Source organism: Dehalococcoidales bacterium (assembly GCA_030698765.1).
Taxonomy (GTDB): domain Bacteria; phylum Chloroflexota; class Dehalococcoidia; order Dehalococcoidales; family UBA2162; genus JAUYMF01.
In genome coordinates this window covers 11,623-32,666 of sequence record JAUYMF010000043.1, presented here as the reverse complement: position 1 = coordinate 32,666, position 21,044 = coordinate 11,623, and the positions used below count along the sequence as shown (strand labels likewise).

The window sequence follows — 21,044 nt, the reverse complement described above, 5'->3', positions numbered from 1 at the left end:
ACTAACAATGTCAGTGAGTTATTGTCAAGACAATGCGGTAATTCAAGGAGCAAAGTCAATAAAACAGAAAGCTAACCATAACGGAAGACCACCTTGACCACGTACCGGCTTCATGCGAAATTTTAATGGTTGACAGGCTGTCCCTGTAGCTCAGTGGATAGAGCGGCTGCCTTCTAAGCAGCGGGTCGAGCGTTCGAATCGCTCCAGGGACGCCAGCTTCACTTCCTTACCACAACCCCCCCGATTTTCCTCGAGTTAATGCGCCGGATATTTTCCGACTATCAGTCGCTTAAATGGTCAAGGTTTGCGATAAAAGGTCGGCGTCATATGGGGGGAACACCTGAATTATTGAGAGGGGGGAACTTAAGTTCCCCCCTCTACTGAACATATCGTTCCTCTGCTACTTGCTTACCCTCCTTCTCACCATAAACACCCCCAGCCCGGCAACAACCACTATAGCAGCAGTTATCCCGATAATCAGCCCCCAGTTAGGCCCGGCGGGTGACGCCTCGGGAGTAGGCGCTGGCTCGGATGACGGCACAGAAGGAGATGGTGTTACCGGAGTAGGCGTTGTTATCGGCGGTTCCGGCGTTACGGGTGGTGTTGTCGGCGTAGTTGGCGTAGTTGGAGTCGCAGGTGTTGTCGGCGTAGGCGTCGGGGTTGATGCGGGTAGTTGCGCCAGGATGCCGAACATGGTGAAGTGGCTTACCTGTGCTGATACCGTATCAGCCTCAGCGTTCACGGTGCTCTCCAGTATCACCCACTCCGCACCATCCCAGAAAGCAATAACCAGATCATTCTCCTGCACTCCGGCCGGCAACGTCGATTCTTCATACGTAAGAGACAGGGTAATCGGTGGGTCAAAGGTGGCGCCATCAGGACCGAAATTCCTGGCGAAGACTATGGTTTTACCTGACGGCGCGGCAGGGATGGTATCCGGCACCGCCATAGTTATGGAGGTGATTGGATTACCTGAGGCGGTCTTCAAAGTGGTGCCTGCCGGGATATCGAATATCACTTTACCATCGGTGCCGGTCAGTTTGGCCGTGCTCTGTACCGTACCGGCAGAGTTGACTGTCAGCGTACCGCTAAGTCCGCTCAGGCTGAAAGTCAGGGTCACAGGCCCTCCTCCTCCGCCCCCGCCCCCGCCCCCATCAGTAGCGGGTGGAGGGGGTGGGGGTGCCGCCGTCAGCAAAGTGGCAGGAACGGCTATAGTCGTAACTTGCTGATCGTCGTTCTCGGCGCGCAGGAAGACAAAGCCAGGTCTGCTGACAGTAACTGACGGCGGAGTCAAGGTGGCGCTTCCCGTGCTGATAGCGGGATTAAAGTCAAAAGGAGCCCAGAGGTCTTCATCCGGCGTGGCTGGCAGATTAGTTTTGAATTCGACGGTTACAGCGCTGCCCGCAGATAAGCCCGTACCGATAGCGGTCGGCGATACTGAATCGTTGATCACGAAACTAGCGCCGCCGATTGTCCAGGCATCGCTAGCGGTCGTCTCAACCGTACCATTAAAAATAAGTGTCCTTTCAACAACAGCCGGACCAACTGTCAGCGGACCGGCTGTCTGGCGGTTGATACTATCGGCAACAAGTGGTCCAGCTTCCACGGTCCGCCTGGCTATCACCAGAACTTCATCACCCTCCACCGGCACCGCAGCGCTGATGACGGTACCGGCACTTTCATAAACTGTGATTGGCTGATTGCCTATTATCCATTCCCCGCCGGCGTTCTTCTCGGAGACCACTCCCTCGATAACAAACAACCGTATTGTTCCGGCAGGAAGATTCGGCGGGGGGATCTCCGTGTTATGCTGTGGGTTCGTGTGCAGGGGTTCCGGTATCACGTCTGACACCTGGCTCGCGATTTGTAGCGCAATATTGGAGGTACTCCCGACAGGCAATGTCCGGAACTTCACCGTCACCAGGGAGTCCTGTCCCAGGTCAGGCCCGATAACGGCCGGAGAGTTAACGTCATCGGTGCGGAAGGGTACACCGGAGATGGTCCAGGTTTCTCCCCCGAGTTTGATACCGGCAGACTGAGTAGGTGGCTGGATAGACCGAACAGTGCCATTGAAGAGGATGGATAGCTGCATTAAGACGGCTGAAGCGGGAAGAGCCCCTACTGCCAGGCGGGTGATCTCTTTGGCCACGAGTGGTCCGGTCGCCAGCGTCCGGAGCGCCTCGATTCTCACCGCATCACCTGCCTGGGGGACGGGAATGCCCAGGAAAGCGGTGCTGTCGCTTTCGTAGACGAGGACTGGCGGCGTGCCGATTTGCCACTCACCGGTGTCGGCGTTCACGGCGGTAACTGTCCCGGAGATAGTAACTGAGACCACTGAAGCCGACGGAAGCCCGGCAGGAAGACTGATAGTGGTAGCGACGGCGCCAGCTCCCGCCCTCGGCGCCGGTACGGAGATAGATGCCTGGGCGGTGATTTCCCTGGCGGCAAATGTGCCCTCGGGGTCATCGAAGAAGGCCTGGAACTCGGCCGAGTTAACCGGCGAAGCCGGAGAGGAGACGGAAATACCGATGTTGTTTGCCGCCCCGGCATTGAACTGTCCGGAGGCAGGCTGTGTCAGGATTATCCGCGGTGCTGCCGTGGCCTGGAGAAAGTTAGCCACCGCGTTTATCTCCTGCGCCGTGAGATCAAGGCCAGACATAGCTGCAACGCTGCCCAGCGCTGCGGTTATCTCCGCCGCGCTCTGGCCGGCTATAGGCGGGCCGAAGTCTCCTTCAGCGCTGGCGCCGTGGCAACTAGCGCAGTTAGCCTGGTAGACGAGTTCCCCGGCGGTAACCTGATGGCCAGTGACCAACTGTGGCTGACTGACCTTCGGCACCGCCAGGACGGCGGCCGGAAGTATCAACGCCACTGTCAGGGAGAGTGCGATGATACACAATAGCCTCTTTTTTAAGTCCATGGTGTTTACCCCCTTCTTTGCTGAAGATGAAGCTGAAAACCGCCCGGCATTACATTCTTCTCCCTCTGAAGAACTGGCTGCTAATATTTTCGCCGCTTACGACTATCTGCCTTTCCCGCGGCGAAAAGCTGAAACCAGCGCCTGAAGGAATAACCGTATAGACGCCGTCAGGCAGACCGGTAAAGCTGTAGTTGCCCGAGGCATCAGTGAACACCATCTGGCTTGTCGGTCCGGTCAGGTTCACCTGTGCGCCGGAAATAGGTTGTCCGTTCTGGCTATCAATTATAGAGCCGGATATGACGCGAACCCCGGCCGTCGGAGCAATATTGATCGGGATACGGGCGGTGAATCGCCTGTTCGCCTCTGAAGTTGGTGCTTCGCTGCGGGGGTTGAAGAACTCCACCTCAGCGAAGCCGCTAAACGGGAACAGGGGCCGGAAAATGGCGTCGGCACGGCGGGCGACGCTCAAACGAATGGGAGTGTTGGCCGGAAGCACAAACGGCTGGCTATAGTGCGTGAAAGGCGGCACGCCCAGCGCCCTCCCGTCCGCTCCGATAACCAGGACATCCATCGGTAATCTTATTTGAGAGACATCATAGGCACCATTAATGGCCCGGATGAGTATGGTCTGTCCCACCTGGGCATTGATGGAGACCTGTGTCCCGGTGACACCGCTATTAAGCGCCGGAGGGATAACTATGCCGGGAGCAATTGTCCCGGTGCCTCCTTTGAGGCCGGGCACCGAGACGCCGGTGACGAACCAGTAATCCGAATTGAAGTCGTTAAAGGCGAAGAAATCACCCGGTGCGGCGCTGGTGCCGGCAACGCCGTGCGTGTGGAAATTATCGTCCACTCCCGGATTGGGTCCCTGTACGGGATAGGTCTGCCTGTGGTCAGTGGCGAGAGCTGCCCAAACGGAGTCGCGGTCGTCGAATGCCCACAGGACCTCCACATCGTAAGGGACAGTCATGGCGTGCGGGTCGACAGTAAACGGCCACGGGTCGGCAGTGTCCGGGTCAGGGTCAGGGGTATCAAGGGGATTAGAGTTGAAGCCGGGAAACTGCGGGAAATTGGTGAGGTTAGCCTCAGTGCGGAATTTCCCATCCCGTCCCGCGCCGATGGGAATGGCCGGATTCCGTTGCGTGGCAAAATAGGCATCCGGAGGCACGATGAGGAGCGCCCCCCATAGCCCGAACTCGAAGTGCTGCACCGTGTTGCGATGGCAGTGGTAGAAATAGGTGCCGATGTGGTTGGGCTGCCACTGGTAGGTATAATCACCCAGCTCCATGGAGCAGTGACCCACCCCGTCATTTATCGGGGTCGGCTCCATGCCGTGCCAGTGGATGGTGTGCGGTCCCCCGGTGGCTTGAGTATGCCCGTGAAAGATAACCCCCCGGGGCACCCGGATGGTGGCCGCCGGATAGGTGCCGCCATTGGTGGCATCATTGTCGGGGTCGCTGAACATGAAGAAACGGAGTCTCTGTCCGTCCCAGACAGTGATGTCATCACTATGCCTCAAGCGCCGCTCCACGGTGTGGGGCGTGGTCGGCGGATTCTGAAAAGGTCCTCCTATCGAGGGTGGGGCAGCGGCCATGACCTCCGGTACGGGATTAGTCGGCGCCAGCAGGTCCGGCGTAGGTGGGCTCTCCGCAGGCGGGTCGAACATTTTGGTGAACATGCCTTCCATGCCAGCGACTGACTGGCGGGGAATATCATCAAAAACCCGATCTGTAAATGACATCTTATCTCTCCTTTCTAACCTTTAAGGGCAATCAGGGAAGCTCATTATGCGGCGGCGCTGCCGGCAGGGTGGCTGGAGGGATGACCGTGACGCCACGGACATTCTTGAACATCATGTGGAAGTCCTCTTCCATCTCGAAGTCGAAATGGCCGGGCGTATTCCGGTCGCCGGTGAAATACATGCCTGAGATCAAGCCGGTATTGTAATTGCCCCCCTGGGAAGTCTGGGAAGGTTCGGAATGATCGTGCATGGGGAAACACAGGGGTGACAGCCGCTGCCCAAGCTCCACACCGCTGCCGGGAGCCGTTGTTCCCGCCGCCGGCAGAAAAGCGTTCATCTCTTCAATGGGCGGCCATACCGGCTGTCCGCTGCTCGGGCTGACCAGCGGCTCGTCCGGCCGGCCGATGCCCCGGACATTGGGTACATCCGGCGGTCTGTTGAAAGGCAGAACATAGTCAACCCTGTCCATCGGCCCCACCTCGAAGGTATCCAGGGAAAAAACATTATCCCTGACCACACCGTTGACACTGGTCACATAAAAATGGTTGGCGTGGAGGTGCATGGAGTGGGTCCACAGCCCGGCGTTCAGAATATGCACGACGCATGGTTCGCCCACGCGGCCCATCGGGGTAATGACCGGACTATCGTGGGCAAAGAACCCCGACTGCCCGCTGAAGGTAAAGTACTGGGCAATGCGGTTGCCGCCGGGATTATCGGCATGGAAGGCATGCGGTGTAAACGGGTCCCTCAGAAAAGCATTCATGAAGTTTGTCGGATTGCGGATAGGGTCTCCGGGAGCAGAGTTCCCAACCTCCATGAACAGCTTCGGGCTGGCCTGGTGAGCTAACCAGACGTACTGGCGGAAGGGAGGACAGTTGGGTTGGTTCAACACGCCATGCTCAGGAAAGGCGTCATTTAGCGCCCAGGATGTACTGTCCCCCTCCTCCCAGGCCAGTCCGGGGAAATGGTCAGTGGAGCCGAAATCGTCGAACAACTGCTGGACGGCCGGGGTAACGGTATCGTACGGAGTCCAGCGGGCTCCTGAGGGCGCCGCGGGCATGACGATAAGGGCGCCATGCAGACCCATTATCCGGTTAACCGGCTCGTTCAGGTTATCGTAATACAGGTAGGCCCCCGCCGGTGCGGCAGCAAGGTCGATGACACCGCTGAAAGTGTCGCCTGGCTGGATTGCACCGCTCGTAAAACCGATGTCCGGTATGGCGAAGGCATGAGGTTCATCCAGGCTATTTTCGACCGAGATGTTTATGGTATCTCCCTTGGTTGCGATAATAACCGGGCCGGGGCAATCATGCGGTAAGTCCGGCTCGACGCTTTTGTACATCCAGAAATAGCACTCGGCATTGTTCAGGGCATTATGCGTGTGCATCTGCTTGATGGCATCGCCGATGCGCAGGCTTACGGTCTGTGTTGCCGCGTAGGCCGGATTATTTGCCAGCCAGGATAGTCTGCTACCGATGACCAGCACGGCCATGCCCCCGATTGAATACTTTAGAAAATCCCGCCTGCTTAGATTTGCCATAGGTTCCCTCCTTAGCCTGTACTAAACGAAACAATTATTCAGCGTAACCAGAGTTCATATGATTGTACTTATACTTAAGTATCTCTTCTCTCTCCTTTAAAAATATATCCGTAATTATACGTATTCCGTTGGAAGGTTCCACATAATTTTATGGGATTTCCTGTCTGAATACCCGTACGCCGGAGGGGTTCGGTCAGGTGTCAGGTACTGTTGAAACTGCGGGGATAAATTAAGAGGTGTGTTCTGTTGGTTCCAGAGCAACCGGTGGAATTACGTGGATTTGTAAAGAAGAAATACGTGCGCATACGTATTTCTTCTGTTCATTATTTCCAGTAGTCTGAGAAGAAAGGGAAGGTCTGAAATGAGGAAGTTAGATTCTGCTGTGCGAATGTATGACTTGATCATGGCGGCAGCGATGGTAGCTCTGATGTCCTGTACTGCTGCACCTGGCCCGGCCCCAACACCCGCAACAACACCGCCTCCAGCTTCTACTCCAGCTCCCACCCTTACAACGACTGCTCCTCCGGGCTACGTTAATCCTGATGCTGTAGAAAGCTCTGAAGTCGCCTTCAGCAGCGAAGCGTTTGATGTCAAGGCTTATCTTTCTAAACCCGGGTCCGCCGGAAGCTTTCCCGGTTTGATAATTATTCACGAAAATCGAGGACTTACCCCGCATATTCAGGATGTTGCCCGGCGTTTTGCCAGCCAGGGGTATGTAGCTCTGGCTCCCGACCTCCTCTCCAGGGTTGGCGGGACAGCGCAGTTTTCCACTACCGACCAGGCCGTGGCAGCAATAGGCACGCTCTCAAGTGAAGGCGTGATGACAGACCTTAACTCCGCCTTTAACTATCTTCGGTCACGCCCTGATGTGCAGCAGGACAATATCGGGGTCATCGGTTATTGCTGGGGAGGTGGCAACTCGCTGCTTTTTGCCACGCGCAATAGCGGTCTCGGCGCGGCGGTGGTCTACTACGGGCCTAATCCCGCCAGTATAGATGATGTAGCCGATATCGCAGCGCCGGTGCTTGGCATCTACGGTGAGGAGGACACCAGAATCTCGATGAACGTACCGGCCCTTGTGGACGCCATGAACCAGTTCAATAAGTCGTTTGAGTATAAGATTTACCCGGGCGCCGCCCATGCCTTTTTCAATGATACCGGCACACGGTATCACCCTGAATCCGCCGCAGATGCCTGGCAGGTTACTCTGTCATTCTTGCAGAAGCATCTCAAAGACCGGTAGGCAAGACTGGCTCTGTGGTGAAAGGCCGGGAATGAGATGGAAGGAAATCAGGACTTCACAAAAAAAGACCGCCTACCTCGCAAAAGGTAGGCGGTCAAGAGCACGGTTACTTTTTGTTTCAATAATCAGGGCGACAGAGCTTTACCGCAGCAGAGACTATGTTATCCTGGCGCCATACCCGGATAACAACTTTGTACGGTATGATCTATCTGCCATTAAACCATTTTAGCGTTTCCGCTAATCCATCCTGCAAATCATGTTTTGGTTCATAGCCAAAAGCTCTGGCTTTAGAAATATCCGCCAGGCTGTGTTTGATGTCCCCCTTCCTTGGCTCCTGATGAACGGGTGATGTCTTTTCGCCCATTTGCTCCATGATAAGTTCCACCAACCGGTTTATGGTTATGCTCTCTCCCCGGCTGACATTGAATACTCCACAAACGTCGCTTCGCATCGCCATAATATTGGCATTGACAACATCCCTGACAAAAGTGAAATCTCTGGTCTGTTCACCATCTCCGAAAATGACAGGAGGCTTCCCTTCCCGGGCCATACTGATGAACTTGGGGATTGCCGCAGCGTATTGCGAGTTCGGGTCCTGGCGCGGACCATAGACATTAAAGTACCTGAGACAAATAGTAGGCAACTGGTAAACCTCTCTGAAGACCCGGCAGTAGCTCTCGGCGGCAAGCTTACCTGCCGCATACGGAGACAAGGGACGGGGTGTCATCTCTTCGTTCTTGGGCAGTGTGGGAGTATCACCGTAAACAGACGATGAGGATGCGTATACTACTTTCTTGACCTTATTTTGTGTGGCGGCCAGGAGTACATTCAGTGTTCCGGTTACGTTGACGTCATGGCTGGCTCTGGGGGTATCTATGCTTCGCGGTACGCTGGGGATAGCCGCCAGATGGAGAACATAGTCAACACCCTGGAATAGTTTCGAGAGAAGAACAGCATCAGTAATGCTGCCTTCAACAAACTCGACTTCATGGTGACATTGCTCCAGGTTATTGAGCTTGCCTGTAGACAGGTCATCAAGAACAATGACTTCATAATCCTGTCTTGCCAAAGTCTCGGCAAGGTGCGAGCCGATAAATCCGGCGCCACCGGTGACAACCACGTTTTTATTATTCATTCTTTTTTGCAGACTCCTCAAGTTTTTGGTAACCCGGCCGTGTTAAGGATACCGCTTATCCTCAATCCCTCTCCGCCACCTTGACAACATCGTAAGGTGGAATAGATCCTATGTAATAAATCTCATTCCCGATAATAGTCAGGTTACCCAGGTGGGGGTCTGTGAAGTCACCAACATTAGTCCCAAAGATATTCCCGTTTTCAATAAGCTGCGTTGACACCAGCAATCCTTGCTCCAGAGCGTTCAACTGCAAGCTTATCGCCCACTCGTCACAGTCCAGCCTGTCTATTGACAATATACCCTCACTGGCTATGAGCTTCACCGGCATCAGGTCAACGAAATATAACCATGCTTCCAGTTCTTCAACACTTTCAAATTCACGGAATCTCTGAGGTATCGGTGCTTCCTTGCTAACCGCGTCCTCAATGAGAACAGGCTTGTCAATGTAGACCGGCGTTACTATCTCCCGGTTGTGCTCAACGATAACCGGCTTCTCCACCTTCACGGTAACTACCTTCACAACTTGCACAACTTCTGGTTCCAGCTTGTACTCGTACCAGGCCTCACCCAGCCTGAATGTGACCATCAGCAGCAATATGACAAGTAGCGGTCTCATTTTTACCTCCGTACCCGTGCCCGCCTCGGATAGCCGTAGTAGTCAGCGGCCCGGCGAAGATTATCCCTGCCAGTCTCTTGTTTAAGCTAGTAGTACAGCATTCTACGCCACCTGCAATAACTGAAAGTAGACAAGACCGTTATTTTAACCCCGAACCAGTACGACAATGATAATTAGCACGGCAAGTAGCCAGCGATAATATACGAATACGTTTGTAGAATTCTTCTGGAGGTAACGCAGCAGGAATTTGATGCACAGGTAGCCACTGATAGCGGCGGCAATAAAACCAGCCGCAAACATGACCAGTTCTGCCTGCACCATCAGCCCTGCTTTCAGTTCACCATAAATACTGAAAAGGCTTTTGACACCCGCGCCTACCACGATCGGTGCCGCCAGGAGAAAGGAATAGCGGGCTGCAACTTCCCGCTGTAGTCCTAACGCCAGGCCGGCGGTAATGGTGCTTCCCGAGCGGGATACGCCAGGGAAAATAGCCAATGCCTGGGCAAGCCCTATCAGGACAGAATCCTTTAGGCGAATTGAGAAAAGATTTCTGATATGACGGGCCTTCCATTCTGCCACGAACAACACGACGCCCAGCAGGGCGATCACAATCGCCATAATTATTATGGCTTGAGAAGAGTGCGGCGTACCTGGCTGATGAAACAACTCTTCAATTGTGCTTTCAGCCAGCATACCGACGATGATGCCGGGAATAGTGCCGATAATCAACAACCATGCCAGCCGCCGTTCTGGATCAGCGCCTATCTTTCGCTCATTAATACTGGCAAACCCAGCTCTAACCAGCTTCCTCCAATCTGCCTGAAAAAACCAGAGCAATGCTACCAGTGTTCCCAGATGCAGCGCCACATCAAAAGCTATACCCGGTTCGTTCCAATGAAACAACCAGGGCACAATAATGAGATGCGCCGAACTTGAGATGGGGACAAACTCTGTGACACCCTGGACAATACCAAGTATGACAGCTTGAATGACGGTCACAAGCATTCCTTTACCATGAACTGAAAGACAACATCATGATTGTCCCCAAAATAGGCGGCAAGACCGGATACCGGAAACAACCCCGGGGAGCGTTACCTCCTGGGAGGCAATTTAAGATAACTAAATAAAGGAATAAAGCCGCGAAGCCTATTGAACGTTAGCCCTGCGGTGAAACAGCGCTGAAAATATCAGTCCCAGGCTCAAGCCAGCTATATCCGCAAGGAGGTCATAGAAATCCGCATGACGGAGAGGAATGAAAAACTGCGCAACCTCAGTGCCCATAGCCAGCAGCAGGCCGAATATGAGTCCGAGCCTAAGCCGGTCCCGGAAACGAGAGAACCCCGCACCATAGACAGTAACCACCCCGGTGATGAAGAACAGCCCGAAATGAGCAATTTTGTCAAACCTGAATCCGTTAACGGCTGGTATCCGGGCGTCACTAAACGGGGCCAGTAACAGCCCCAGAAGGATCAGTGTCCACAAGATAAGTACTATGGCGCTTCGTTTCACCTCAATAAATCTATGACACGCTTGTCGGGCAGGAAACCTAGCTCAAAGCAAGGCACCTTGGAGCTGAGCCGTTCACAGAGCCCCAGAGTATAATCCATCCCGCCGGCATCCCAGAAGGTGGGGAAAGAGCGAACCAGGATACGAGAAGCAGCATCAACCGGCTGAACTGGAGTCAACCGGTTTTTTTGGTCATGAACGAGAAAGAATATGCTTTCCAGCGGGACACTCAGTGGCGAAGCAATTTCGGCATCTCCATGCCAGGGAGTCCCATACATCTGATAGCTATCACCCATGTCTCTAACGATGATACGATCATCACTGAAAATAGTAATTCCAGATTCGCCATCCCACAACCTTGATAAAGTCGTCTTCCCTGCTCCAGAGGTGCCGAGAAATAACAATCCTCGCCCACGGCACTCTACCCCGCAGGCGTGTACCAATATCCCGTTACCTCTGGATAGTCTGCCTGCTATCAGCAGTTCATCCAGCGGGTAGTTAAGCGGGCTGAAGCATTTATCCTTCTTCGACTCTGTTGCCCGACTATATATCGTGCCAGCCTGAAAGTCAGGTTCCATGACAGCTATCTTATACGGAGTGTCATCAAGTTCCCAGGCATGGAAATAATAAACCAGCTTGCCTCCGCTTTTGAAAAGTCTCCATACGCCATTAGTCTGAAAGAGGGCATCCTCAAACTCCAGGTCAGGGACACTTCCGTATTCAGCTTGTAAGAGTACGTCCGGCTCACCTCCAGAAACTACGAATGCTTCGTGGTTATAACTGAGAGTCAGATCAGGACTACAATTGCTGACTAATGAGAAGATGATACCGCCTAAAGACAGGTTCAGCCGTTGAGTAGCAAGAGGCGTTGTTCTTAGCATTGCCGTTTTCTCTCCTTTCGGTAACCCGAAAACTTACTCTACATTCAGACCTGCAGGTTAAACAAACGTCAGTCATCTGTCTTTCAACCTGTTCTGATATATGGAGTTCAGTTACGGTATTCAGGAGCCGGAAACGCCTCGGCAGACCCCGCCTCCAACCCCGGCTGGCCAGCTGCAACGATAGGGGTCGCCCTGTGCGGGATCATTGGTATCAACCTCGTGATTCTTACAGACTTCGAGGACAGCCTCTTCCGGCACCAGGCTTACTTGCGTCACTTCCGGTTTCTGATAATGCTTCCTGTTCCTTTCCATATTATCCCTCCTATTTTTATTTGTTCGCTTTTGTACCCTCATTTTAGTATAGCCTCCGCATATGATTATTTCAATCCAAATGCCTTCGCTCTTTGATGAGCTATCTGGCAATAATAATTGACCACAGCCTCCAGGTCACCACATTCGGCATAAGCAGAGCCCGGACAGTTACCACACAGGGAGTGTAGCTCACAACGACCGCAAGGATAGTCTGATTCAGGTTTACGGGACCTTAGCTCGGGGAAGAAGGAATAGAAGCCCTCCTGCAAGGAGCCGTGTCTCAGGTCGTAGCTAGGCCAACGGGCAGTCATGCAAATGGACATCTGACCATAAGGATCGACATGAAAGTTGTAGAGACCGGCTCCACAGCCAAAAATAGTATCTACCTCGGGAATACCTCCGAATTTCTGACAGACTTCCTGAAAAGCTCCTACCCGCTTGTCATCGGAAAGGTCCAGTGCCACTACTTCTTCTGGTGTCAATCTGAAATTAACCGGCTCCCGGGAACCATTAAAGGCTGCATTTACTATAGGATCATACCTGAATTTTACTCCGAGACTTTGCGCGAAGTCCTGAAGATTACGGATTTCATGACGGTTGATGGTCATCGCCATTGTCTTAAGATTAAGTGGTATTCCGCGTTCCAGTAACCGGTGGACCCCTTCAACTGAACGGCGGAAGGAGCCAGGAACCCGGGTCACCTTATCGTGAGTCTCGCTGGTTGTCCCGTATAACGATATTTCTACCCGGTAAGGAGAGTATTCCTGGAGGTAATCAGCCAGTTCGTCGGTGAGGAGAGTAGCATTAGTAAACAGGGTAATAAGGAAACCTTTCAGCTTCGCGTATGTGTATATTTCCAAAAAGTCGGGGCGGATAAGCGGTTCGCCTCCGGTTATCAATAGCCACATACACCCTGCTTCAGCAGCTTCTTCCAGCAAAGAGCAGATCTCCTTAAGGGAGAGTTCGCAATTCATTACCTGCCTATCCTGTAACGGAAGACGGCCGTAACAGTGGACACAGTTCAGGTTGCAGCGTAGCGTCAGTTCCAGGCTACCCTTCACAGGTTTCCGGTGTTCCCCGTGCTCCCGGCGCAGGTTCTCGCCGAACTGGCCAAAGCTGATCCGTTTTATGCTTGATTTTGTCATACATTCCTCAGAGTAACCTGTTACTTCCCATGGCTATCGTCTATTGAAGATGAAGCCATTTATCCTTACGCCCGCATTCTTCAAAGCTACCGTGGCCTCTTTAGCCCGGTCTATCATTGAGACATCCGGTTGGAGAACCATCAGCGCTTCATCCGCATTCCTGGCCAGGATTCTGGTATCAGCAGTTTCATCTACGGGGGCGCTGTCCACAATCACGACGTCATAAGTCTGCCTCGCCTTTTCAAAAAGCGCGCGCATCTGAGGAGATGAAAGTATTTCAGCTGACCCCGCTGATAAGGTTTTGGAAGCAATGACATCGACGCCATCTACCCGGCTTACCAAGCCCAGCAGTTCATCGTCGCTCTGGAAGACTTCCGGTAAACCGGCCGTTTCCACCAGGCCCATGCTTTCAGCAAGGTCGGGTTTCCGCAAACTGCCATCTATGAGCAGCACCCGGCGACCCTGCAAAGCCACTACCCTTGCCAGGTTGGAAGCCACGGTTGTCTTACCCTCTCCTTGCGCCGGGCTGGTGACAAGGAGAACACGCCCATGCCAGGAATCCATATCGAGATTTGTCCTCAGAGTTCGGAAGGTTTCCAGATAATAAGGGTCTTTACTTTCCAGCACTGAGGGGGAATGAGGATTCGAAATCGTCGCCGAGATGCGACCAAGTAGCGGGAGACCCAGGTAATCGGACATTTCCGGTTCATCCCGAACTCTACGGTCAAGACGTTGCAGCAACAGGGCAATCATGACTCCCAGGAGCAGAGCAGCGATGGCGGCCAGGACGACGCTCCTGTAACGGGCAAACATGCCTGCGTCTACATACCGGACAACCGCCTTGTCCACTACTCTGATCGCACTGCTATCGTTGGTCAATAGAGTCAGTTGCAGGTCCTGTCTTAGCCTGTCCAGTGCAGCATAGCCAAGCCTGCCTCCCCCTCCTTCGCCGATGCTGGCTATAACATCAGGCAAATCCCAAACCGCATCGCTAGCCGCGCTTAGTAAGCTTCTCATCTTGAGCATCTCTTCATTAAGTTCCGGGTCGAAGATGTCAGCGCGCACCTGATCCGTTCGGGCAAGCAGTGCACTCAGCTTCTTAGCGGTCGCCCGAACTCCGATTTCAATCTCAGAAATCTCCCTCAGACTCAGGAGAATACTTCGGTCAGAAGCAGAAGGCACCAACTTCTGTGAAAGCGTCTCTAATGTCACCTGGGCAGACGCCAATTCCTCATTCAGCGCACTCAGCAATACAGGTTGTTGAGTTCTCAAGTTGGTCGCCTCGCTGAGTTTCGTATGAGCAGTCTCCAAACTGGAGATGACGAGGCGGGAATGCTGAACCAATCGATACTCAAGACCTGTAACCAGATTGCTCTTTTCTGTTCCGGCAGATGACATGGCTTGCGCTGCTGACAAAGCTGTTATCTGTGCCAGAACTGCTTCCTCGGCAGATATGGCCACATGAACCCATTCCTCGACATCGATTAATATTTTGTAAACTTGTGGGTCCTGTTCAAGTCGCCTCGCCTCGGTTAATTGCGTATTTATGGTCTCAAGCTTTATGGAGAGCGCGCGAGCGCGAGCCTCAATAGCAGCTATCTCAGCAGGTCCGAAATGAAGTTTCTCAGTAAGGACGGAAAGCTGCTGCGCTTCAGAGAGCGCAGCAGCTACCTGATCGGGTAAAAGCGTGTTCACCCTCGAGGAGATTACGGGTTTCCTCGCCAGCATTTGTTTCACTTGCGCAGCCACCGCTTCAACAGCCGATAGAGCCGCTTCTGTCTGCTCAACTAACCGGGTCGATGAGGTGCTGAGAGAAATATCCAGGTTACTCTCGTTCAGATCCTTTATCTGCCTTGTGGTTCTCTCAAGTCCTTGCTCAATAGCTGCTAGCTTGGCCCTGTTAGCTTCATACACGTAGGCTTCAGCCACCGAGTTGGCCTGTTTCTCAGCCAGCAAAGGGTCGGAGGACGAGACTGTAACCGCAAGCAGGCTGGTGCCTTTTACTTGTTGAATTGTAAGAGCATGGCTCAGCTTATTTATTTCCGAAACTAAATACTGAGAGTCTGACACTTTCTCCGGATCAAGCTGGCTAATTGCACGTTCAAGCACGGTACGACTTCTCATCAGTTCGATTTGATTGCCGACGTCCTGCTGGTTAGATATTCCAAGTCCTGCCGTTAATGACAAGCTTGGCTGTTCACTTTCTACCATTACCGTCGCCGTAGCCTCGTACAATGGAGGTTTGGTCATGGCATAAACTCCGGCTATCACTATCGCCACCAATACCATAACAGTGACGGTCCACTTATATCGCCACAATCCTTTTAATTGGCCTGCTAAATTTAGCTCTTTCTGTTCCATAATATTTGAACCTCCTGCCTTGTAGCGAGGAAGGCCTGGCTTTGAAATCTCCGACTAATCTTCTATACTGTAACAATGTGGCAGTTTCAGCGTTTAAACCAAGAGTTAATATAACTAACCAATTGATTCTCCAGTATTAGCCGATTGGCTGTTGGTTCGCCGTATCTTTTCATATAAGATTGTTGTTATGTAACTTAGCAAGGGAGCAAGTATCTTCGGGCTAGTATGTGCCGGTCACTGTTACTGTATTGCTGGCTGTTCAAGTTGGTCAAAAAAAGAAAGGACTCTTATGCATCTATCAGGAAAGTTCAAATGTAGAAGTCTGTCTACTGTCAAACTAATTTTGTCCGTTCTAATAGTCCTGAGCGTCTTCTTCACAAGTATGTTTCCCCCTAAAACTCCCGTTTCCAAGGCCAGTGGGTGGTCTGGCTGGGATAATATGGACACTATATCCATACTTCCTGCATCTGACGCATTCCTGGATACTGCCGCCAATGAGCTTCAGACATATCTGGAGAAAATGTCCGGCAAGGTATGGAAGATAGTTAAGGGCAACCCGGGTTATTCAGCTATTCGCCTGGATGTCAACCCGGACCTACCGGATTTTACCAGCCGCAGCGATGAAGCCGTGAAAATTATCTCGGATGCTGCAGGTATCCGCATTACTGGTAAAACTTCTGCTGCTACTCGCCATGGTGCCTATATTCTATTGGAAAAACTGGGCGTCCGCTGGTTCTTTAAACATCCAGCCTGGGAAGTAGTACCTGAATCACTGGAAGACCCGGGTACCTTAAACGAGATTCAGGATCCCTCCTTTTTCTACAGACTGATTGTGCCAGCAGGTAACTACAACCACACCGCAAGTAATAATTGGAACTTAAGGAACCGCATGCCCGGAACTTCGTTATATCCCGGTCGACACACCTATTCGTCTATAATAGACATATCTGAATATCCCAAACATCCAGATTGGTTCATTGGCAGCCCACCCGGCGGCACCTGGCAACTGAATCCGGAGAACCCTGAGGTCATTGCCAGAGCCATCCAATATGCCCGTGACCAGCTAAGTCAACCACCAGTGAAAACACCTTATAGCATTGACCCGCTCGGTCTGGGTGCAGCCTGTATCTCTCCAAGGGACGGCGGGGGATTCAACCCGCCATATGATCAGACGAACGTGCAACTGATCACTGACAGGGTATTCTACCTGGCTAACGAAGTAGCTAAAGCCATCAAAACAGAGTTCCCCGGTAAATACGTATCACTGCTTAACTATTTCATCTATTCAGGTGTACCCACGTATGACCTTGAACCAAATCTACTGGCGTTTGTAACAACCGGTTATAGCTACTCTAATCTTCTCCTTACCCAGCGGATTGAGGGGTTGCGTTCCCGGGGTGCTGAGGTTGGCATATATGATTATCTTGATGTCTGGGTATATGAACAGGACTCTCCGGACATAAATTTTGACCATGTCAGGCAAATAAGTACGTACGCATCCAGCGGCGCCAAAGCGTATAAAGTCGAAGCGTCAGATAGTTGGGCCGGGAACGGTCTTACCTACTACCTAATCAGCAAGCTCCTCTGGGACTCCAATGCAGACGTAGAATTTTTGCTTGACGACTTCTATACCAGGGCCTTTGGTCCGGCGAAGCAAGTAATGAAACACTACTTTGAAAACCGTGAAACGGATGATGCCGCCCTGGCAGCTTCTTTTAAAAATTTAGACGAAGCAGAGTCATTAGCGGCAGGCAACAGCGAAATCATTGAACGTATCCGCTATCTTGAGTATTACACTCGCTACTTATGGCTATGGCACAATAAAGGGATTACGAACCTGACTCTTGATGAGTTGAAAAAATTCTATACCTTTATCACCAAAATCAAAGACCTTTATGTAGTTACCTCCAACTATGTCCTGAATGACCTGCGCAAAGAACTTGAAAACAGGGGACTAACATCTTCGGAAATCGAAGCTCTGAAAGACTTTACCCCACCCACAGCGGTGGAGTCCAGGAGATGGCTGAATGAAGCCCTGGCGGCATTTAGTGGATTTTTTACCCCTTATATAAACCCTCGGGAGATTGAACTTAAAACTCTCGGTGATGCTGAGCCTAGACTCCCTGTAATGCATGGATGGTTTCAAGACATTCTTGTTCCCTCAGAAGGTAATGAAAACATTGATATTCTGGTAAAGGGTAAAGGTGTAATACAGTGGTACGACCCCACAGGACTGCTGATAGATTATGAAAGTTTTGAGAATAAGCTGGAAGATTGGACATCTGTTACGTTTAACGCTACACTCCCCGGCACCTATATTCTCCATTCAACATATTCGAGACCAGTTGGCAGCGCCTTATACGTGGACGTCCCGGACCGCCCGGCGTCAATTATAGCAAACCCCACAAGAAATATTTTCCAGCCGGCAGAAACCCCACCGATGAACGCCCCCTCTTACTGGGGAAGCACTGCGGAATATTTTTACGTACCGTCAGGTACTGTAAATTTTCGTTTTGGCGCCAGTGTCGTTTTCTCAAAATGGCCCGCTCACGGGCAGCTCACTGACCCGAACGGAATTACATACCCGTTCAACTTTGACAAACAAGACTGGTACTCAGACGAAATAGCTTTTGTTTCTCCTGTTCCGGGTATCTGGAAGGTAGAAATAGATATGAATTCCAGGTCAGGACAATTCTGGCTTGTTGGCATTCCGCCTCTTGTCTGGCACGATTCAAAATACTTACTCGTACCGGCAGCAGATAGTTCGCCTCCCCTTCCCGTGCCACCTACACCACCATCATCAGGCGGAAGTGGCGGGGGGGGGGGGGGTGTACCGCTTAACTCAAAGCCTGTGGCTGACGATCAGATAGTAGGAACGGATGAGAATACGCCGGTGAGCTTTACTCTAACAGCCTCTGACCCGAACGGGGATACTCTGACCTATGCCATCGTTTCTAGCCCATTTAAAGGTACATTGTCAGACACACCACCCGTTCTCACCTATACACCAGACCCTGCCTTCACTGGCTCCGATAACTTTACCTATATTACCAGTGACGGTCAAACTACTTCCAATACGGCTACCGTTTCCATCACCGTAAACAGCGTAAACAAACCTCCCATCGCAATCAACCAGAGCGCGGTCACGGATTTGAATAAGCCGGTCGACATCGTTCTCGGCGCTTCTGACGCCGATGGGGATACTCTGGTCTACAATCTGGTTACTATGCCCACTCACGGCACCCTATCAGGACCCACTCTCTCCCTTGTTACCTACACTCCTGATGCTGCTTTTACCGGTTCAGATAACTTCACGTTCACTGCAAGCGACGGCAAGTCGACTTCGAATACGGCTAATGTCAGCATCACGGTACGCCAGGTTAATGGTTTGCCTGTTGCGTTTAACCATGACCTGGTTACCGGTTCTGATACTACGCTCTATATCGTCGTCAGTGCTTCCGATCCGGACGATGATGCTCTGACATATGCCATCGTTAACAGTCCGTCTTTCGGCATCCTGTCGGGTGCTTTACCGTCTGTCACCTACAACCCTAACCCTGCCTTCACTGGCTCGGACATGTTCACCTTCACTGCCAGCGATGGCAAATCGACCTCGAATACGGCTACGGTTATTATCACCGTGAACCGGAGTAACAGGCTACCTTCTGCAAATGATCAGAACGTCACCATTACTGGGAACACTCCTACAGACATCATCCTGAACGCTTTTGACTCCGACGGTGATTCTCTGACTTATGCCATCACGAACGGCCCATCCAATGGCACACTATCGGGCAGTCTACCCTTTGTCACATACATTCCCAACCGTGATTTCCAGGGCTCGGATAGCTTTACTTTCACTGCCAGTGACGGCGAAGCGACTTCAGAGCCGGCCGTTGTCACTATAATTGGCAATGGAGAGAATCCGGCCTTCGTTATACCCTTCATAGGCTTAGGGAAATCGGGTAATCTCCCGGTGATCTTTGCTGTACCTCCAACAATATTAGTAGTAGCGTTAGCCGGGGTGCTAAGCTATCGATATGCCAGGCGGTCAGTCAAACGTTACAAACGACCGAAGTTAACCATGTTAAGTTTTGTTCAGAGAGTACTGGATTCCCGCAAATTCAAAGATTGACCATGCAGCATTGCCTTCAATATGGCGCCGGATAACATTCTTGTACCATCAATGGTTAATGGTTAGAATGATGAGGAGCCGTTCTATTTGTGGAATTACAGATATCGTGGAGCCAGCGGTCCAGAAGCATGTCCTGCTTTAAATTTTGGGCTTTTGCCGGAGACAAATTCCTCACTAATCGGAGATAGTAAGAGATTCTGTGTTTTCGATGTTCGCGCTCTTGAAAAATCCTCGCCGGAATATGAAATATCTTATTGAAAATAGCCAATATTGCTGCATGTTGGCTATACTGATCTCTTGGATCCACAAAGTAAAGAGGCACCCAATCCCTGGTGCTCAATACCCGCTTTTGAATGAATAGTGCCGCAATAACCGAACTAAACCATGAAGGCTGAAGACGGGATAATACGCTCTCCGGCACTTCCGTGCCCAAGAGATGCTCGCAGGCGTAGAATACGATATGCAACGCTGCTCCGACCCCGAATTCCTCAGCGAGGGCTTCTACCATATCCCAATCCAGTGAGTCACCAAAATGCAGGATAACCTCGGAAATGTCGCAGAGTTGCCCGATAGCGGACACGCTGCTGTAATGACGGTCAAATATGAAATGGATACCCAGGTGTATGAGCAAATCTTCGGGTGCGAAAGTCAGGGAATCGGTTTCCAATATTGTTATGCGCTGAGCTCTGTTCCAGAAGTGATGCAAGTCGAAATGATAAGGGGAGTCAGAATCAACGATATGCTGATGTATCTCCAGAAAAATGTGCTTCTCGCGATTCATCATACACGGTAATTGATGCATCTTTTCCCTGGCCACCTCTTGAGAGTGGCGACTATATATATGCTCATAGCCGTGCTGCGAAACAACTGCCTCGACACGGTCAAGATGCTCAACCGGAACCAGGATATCGAGGTCACTCATCGGTCTCAAGCTAATATCCTGGTAAACGATACCCAGTAGAGCTGCTCCTTTAAGTACGATGACGGGTATGCCCTCCCGGTTAAGGGCAGCCAGCAATCTGGAAAGTTCATCTTGAAGAAGCACGTTTCTGGTTAAACTCGTGTAGTATATGCTCTGCAATTTTTTGAGCACAGGCTGTGGAACAAATGCCGTCAATTCTGCGCTTCTGAGATGATGGGAGAGCAGGCATGACAGCCGGTGAAAGGTTGCTTTTTCCAGTAGCAATTCCCAGTCAGGTTCTCTGGACAGCAGGACTTTTAAGGCTTCATGCCGCTCAGGAGACCCATTAATCCGGGCGCAATGAAGAAGAACCTGGTCTTCCCGGCTTAGACCGTCCGTCATCGTCCAGTCGTTTCGTCCCGTCTTATTTTTCACGTTTGTCATTCTTTTATTCTTACTCTGTGTAATTAATTCCGGTTGTAAGGGCGTCTGGAAATCGATCATGCCAATCCGTCTCTGGAAAAGATGCCACGTTCTTTCGAACGTTCGTTCAACAAAAGTTGCTCCCGAAAATACCATTCCGGCGAAAGCCGGAATCCAGTCATCTCACT

Annotated in this window: 14 protein-coding genes and 1 tRNA gene; 4 read left to right on the top strand and 11 right to left on the bottom strand. The window is 51.7% G+C overall.

Annotated features, from left to right (window positions below; all coding sequences use genetic code 11):
* The first annotated feature begins 139 nt into the window (after nt 1-139).
* Nucleotides 140-215: transfer RNA gene (locus Q8Q07_02280), tRNA-Arg, on the top strand.
* A 185-nt stretch (nt 216-400) separates the two neighbouring features.
* On the opposite strand, the gene Q8Q07_02275 is transcribed toward Q8Q07_02280, so the two are convergent.
* From Q8Q07_02275 to Q8Q07_02265, 3 genes are read right to left on the bottom strand one after another with little or no spacing between them, the layout of a single operon-like run.
* Nucleotides 401-2,917 carry a cytochrome c gene (locus tag Q8Q07_02275; GenBank protein ID MDP3879119.1) on the bottom strand — a complete coding sequence of 839 codons (2,517 nt, stop codon included), beginning with the start codon at nt 2,915-2,917 and terminating at the stop codon, nt 401-403.
* A 49-nt stretch (nt 2,918-2,966) separates the two neighbouring features.
* On the bottom strand, nt 2,967-4,658 hold the full coding sequence (locus Q8Q07_02270; GenBank protein MDP3879118.1) for a carboxypeptidase regulatory-like domain-containing protein: 1,692 nt from the start codon (nt 4,656-4,658) through the stop codon (nt 2,967-2,969).
* Nucleotides 4,659-4,689: 31 nt separating this feature from the next.
* Nucleotides 4,690-6,198, bottom strand: coding sequence for a multicopper oxidase domain-containing protein (locus Q8Q07_02265; GenBank protein MDP3879117.1), 1,509 nt, complete (start codon nt 6,196-6,198; stop codon nt 4,690-4,692).
* Nucleotides 6,199-6,586: 388 nt separating this feature from the next.
* Between Q8Q07_02265 and Q8Q07_02260 the strand changes: the two genes are divergently transcribed.
* Nucleotides 6,587-7,441: a dienelactone hydrolase family protein gene (locus Q8Q07_02260; protein MDP3879116.1), complete on the top strand. Its 855-nt coding sequence runs from the start codon at nt 6,587-6,589 to the stop codon at nt 7,439-7,441.
* A 205-nt stretch (nt 7,442-7,646) separates the two neighbouring features.
* Here the strand turns inward: Q8Q07_02260 and Q8Q07_02255 are convergent, their stop codons facing one another.
* The 3 genes from Q8Q07_02255 to uppP form a co-directional block, all read right to left on the bottom strand.
* Nucleotides 7,647-8,576, bottom strand: coding sequence for an SDR family oxidoreductase (locus Q8Q07_02255; GenBank protein MDP3879115.1), 930 nt, complete (start codon nt 8,574-8,576; stop codon nt 7,647-7,649).
* Nucleotides 8,577-8,637: 61 nt separating this feature from the next.
* Entirely contained in the window at nt 8,638-9,192 is a 555-nt protein-coding gene (locus Q8Q07_02250) for a hypothetical protein (GenBank protein MDP3879114.1), read from the bottom strand.
* A 144-nt stretch (nt 9,193-9,336) separates the two neighbouring features.
* The gene (gene uppP, locus Q8Q07_02245; protein ID MDP3879113.1) at nt 9,337-10,197 is read right to left on the bottom strand and encodes an undecaprenyl-diphosphatase UppP; all 861 of its coding nucleotides are present in this window, start codon (nt 10,195-10,197) and stop codon (nt 9,337-9,339) included.
* Nucleotides 10,198-10,431: 234 nt separating this feature from the next.
* Here uppP and Q8Q07_02240 point away from each other — a divergent pair, with 234 nt between their 5' ends.
* Nucleotides 10,432-10,647 (top strand): hypothetical protein, encoded by a 216-nt coding sequence (locus Q8Q07_02240; GenBank protein ID MDP3879112.1) that lies wholly within the window; start codon nt 10,432-10,434, stop codon nt 10,645-10,647.
* 50 nt (nt 10,648-10,697) lie between these two features.
* Here the strand turns inward: Q8Q07_02240 and Q8Q07_02235 are convergent, their stop codons facing one another.
* From Q8Q07_02235 to Q8Q07_02220, 4 genes are all read right to left on the bottom strand, one after another.
* Nucleotides 10,698-11,579: a hypothetical protein gene (locus Q8Q07_02235; protein ID MDP3879111.1), complete on the bottom strand. Its 882-nt coding sequence runs from the start codon at nt 11,577-11,579 to the stop codon at nt 10,698-10,700.
* Between the two features lie 120 nt (nt 11,580-11,699).
* On the bottom strand, nt 11,700-11,891 hold the full coding sequence (locus Q8Q07_02230; protein MDP3879110.1) for a hypothetical protein: 192 nt from the start codon (nt 11,889-11,891) through the stop codon (nt 11,700-11,702).
* Between the two features lie 65 nt (nt 11,892-11,956).
* Nucleotides 11,957-13,036, bottom strand: coding sequence for a radical SAM protein (locus Q8Q07_02225; protein MDP3879109.1), 1,080 nt, complete (start codon nt 13,034-13,036; stop codon nt 11,957-11,959).
* A gap of 33 nt (nt 13,037-13,069) precedes the next feature.
* Nucleotides 13,070-15,397, bottom strand: coding sequence for a polysaccharide biosynthesis tyrosine autokinase (locus Q8Q07_02220; protein MDP3879108.1), 2,328 nt, complete (start codon nt 15,395-15,397; stop codon nt 13,070-13,072).
* Nucleotides 15,398-15,836: 439 nt separating this feature from the next.
* On the opposite strand from Q8Q07_02220, the gene Q8Q07_02215 reads away from it, so the two are divergent.
* A complete protein-coding gene (locus Q8Q07_02215) occupies nt 15,837-19,532 on the top strand; it encodes a DUF4838 domain-containing protein (protein MDP3879107.1) in 3,696 nt (1,231 codons plus the stop codon).
* A gap of 55 nt (nt 19,533-19,587) precedes the next feature.
* Here the strand turns inward: Q8Q07_02215 and Q8Q07_02210 are convergent, their stop codons facing one another.
* Entirely contained in the window at nt 19,588-20,937 is a 1,350-nt protein-coding gene (locus Q8Q07_02210; GenBank protein MDP3879106.1) for a nucleotidyltransferase family protein, read from the bottom strand.
* Between the last annotated feature and the right edge of the window lie 107 nt (nt 20,938-21,044).

Coding starts and splice junctions, on each gene's coding strand:
- Q8Q07_02275 (MDP3879119.1), bottom strand. CDS start 2,917: ATGGACTTAAAAAAGAGGCTATTGTGTATCATCGCACTCTCCCTGACA.
- Q8Q07_02270 (MDP3879118.1), bottom strand. CDS start 4,658: ATGTCATTTACAGATCGGGTTTTTGATGATATTCCCCGCCAGTCAGTC.
- Q8Q07_02265 (MDP3879117.1), bottom strand. CDS start 6,198: ATGGCAAATCTAAGCAGGCGGGATTTTCTAAAGTATTCAATCGGGGGC.
- Q8Q07_02260 (MDP3879116.1), top strand. CDS start 6,587: ATGTATGACTTGATCATGGCGGCAGCGATGGTAGCTCTGATGTCCTGT.
- Q8Q07_02255 (MDP3879115.1), bottom strand. CDS start 8,576: ATGAATAATAAAAACGTGGTTGTCACCGGTGGCGCCGGATTTATCGGC.
- Q8Q07_02250 (MDP3879114.1), bottom strand. CDS start 9,192: ATGAGACCGCTACTTGTCATATTGCTGCTGATGGTCACATTCAGGCTG.
- uppP (MDP3879113.1), bottom strand. CDS start 10,197: ATGCTTGTGACCGTCATTCAAGCTGTCATACTTGGTATTGTCCAGGGT.
- Q8Q07_02240 (MDP3879112.1), top strand. CDS start 10,432: ATGACGGAGAGGAATGAAAAACTGCGCAACCTCAGTGCCCATAGCCAG.
- Q8Q07_02235 (MDP3879111.1), bottom strand. CDS start 11,579: ATGCTAAGAACAACGCCTCTTGCTACTCAACGGCTGAACCTGTCTTTA.
- Q8Q07_02230 (MDP3879110.1), bottom strand. CDS start 11,891: ATGGAAAGGAACAGGAAGCATTATCAGAAACCGGAAGTGACGCAAGTA.
- Q8Q07_02225 (MDP3879109.1), bottom strand. CDS start 13,036: ATGACAAAATCAAGCATAAAACGGATCAGCTTTGGCCAGTTCGGCGAG.
- Q8Q07_02220 (MDP3879108.1), bottom strand. CDS start 15,397: ATGGAACAGAAAGAGCTAAATTTAGCAGGCCAATTAAAAGGATTGTGG.
- Q8Q07_02215 (MDP3879107.1), top strand. CDS start 15,837: ATGGACACTATATCCATACTTCCTGCATCTGACGCATTCCTGGATACT.
- Q8Q07_02210 (MDP3879106.1), bottom strand. CDS start 20,937: ATGATCGATTTCCAGACGCCCTTACAACCGGAATTAATTACACAGAGT.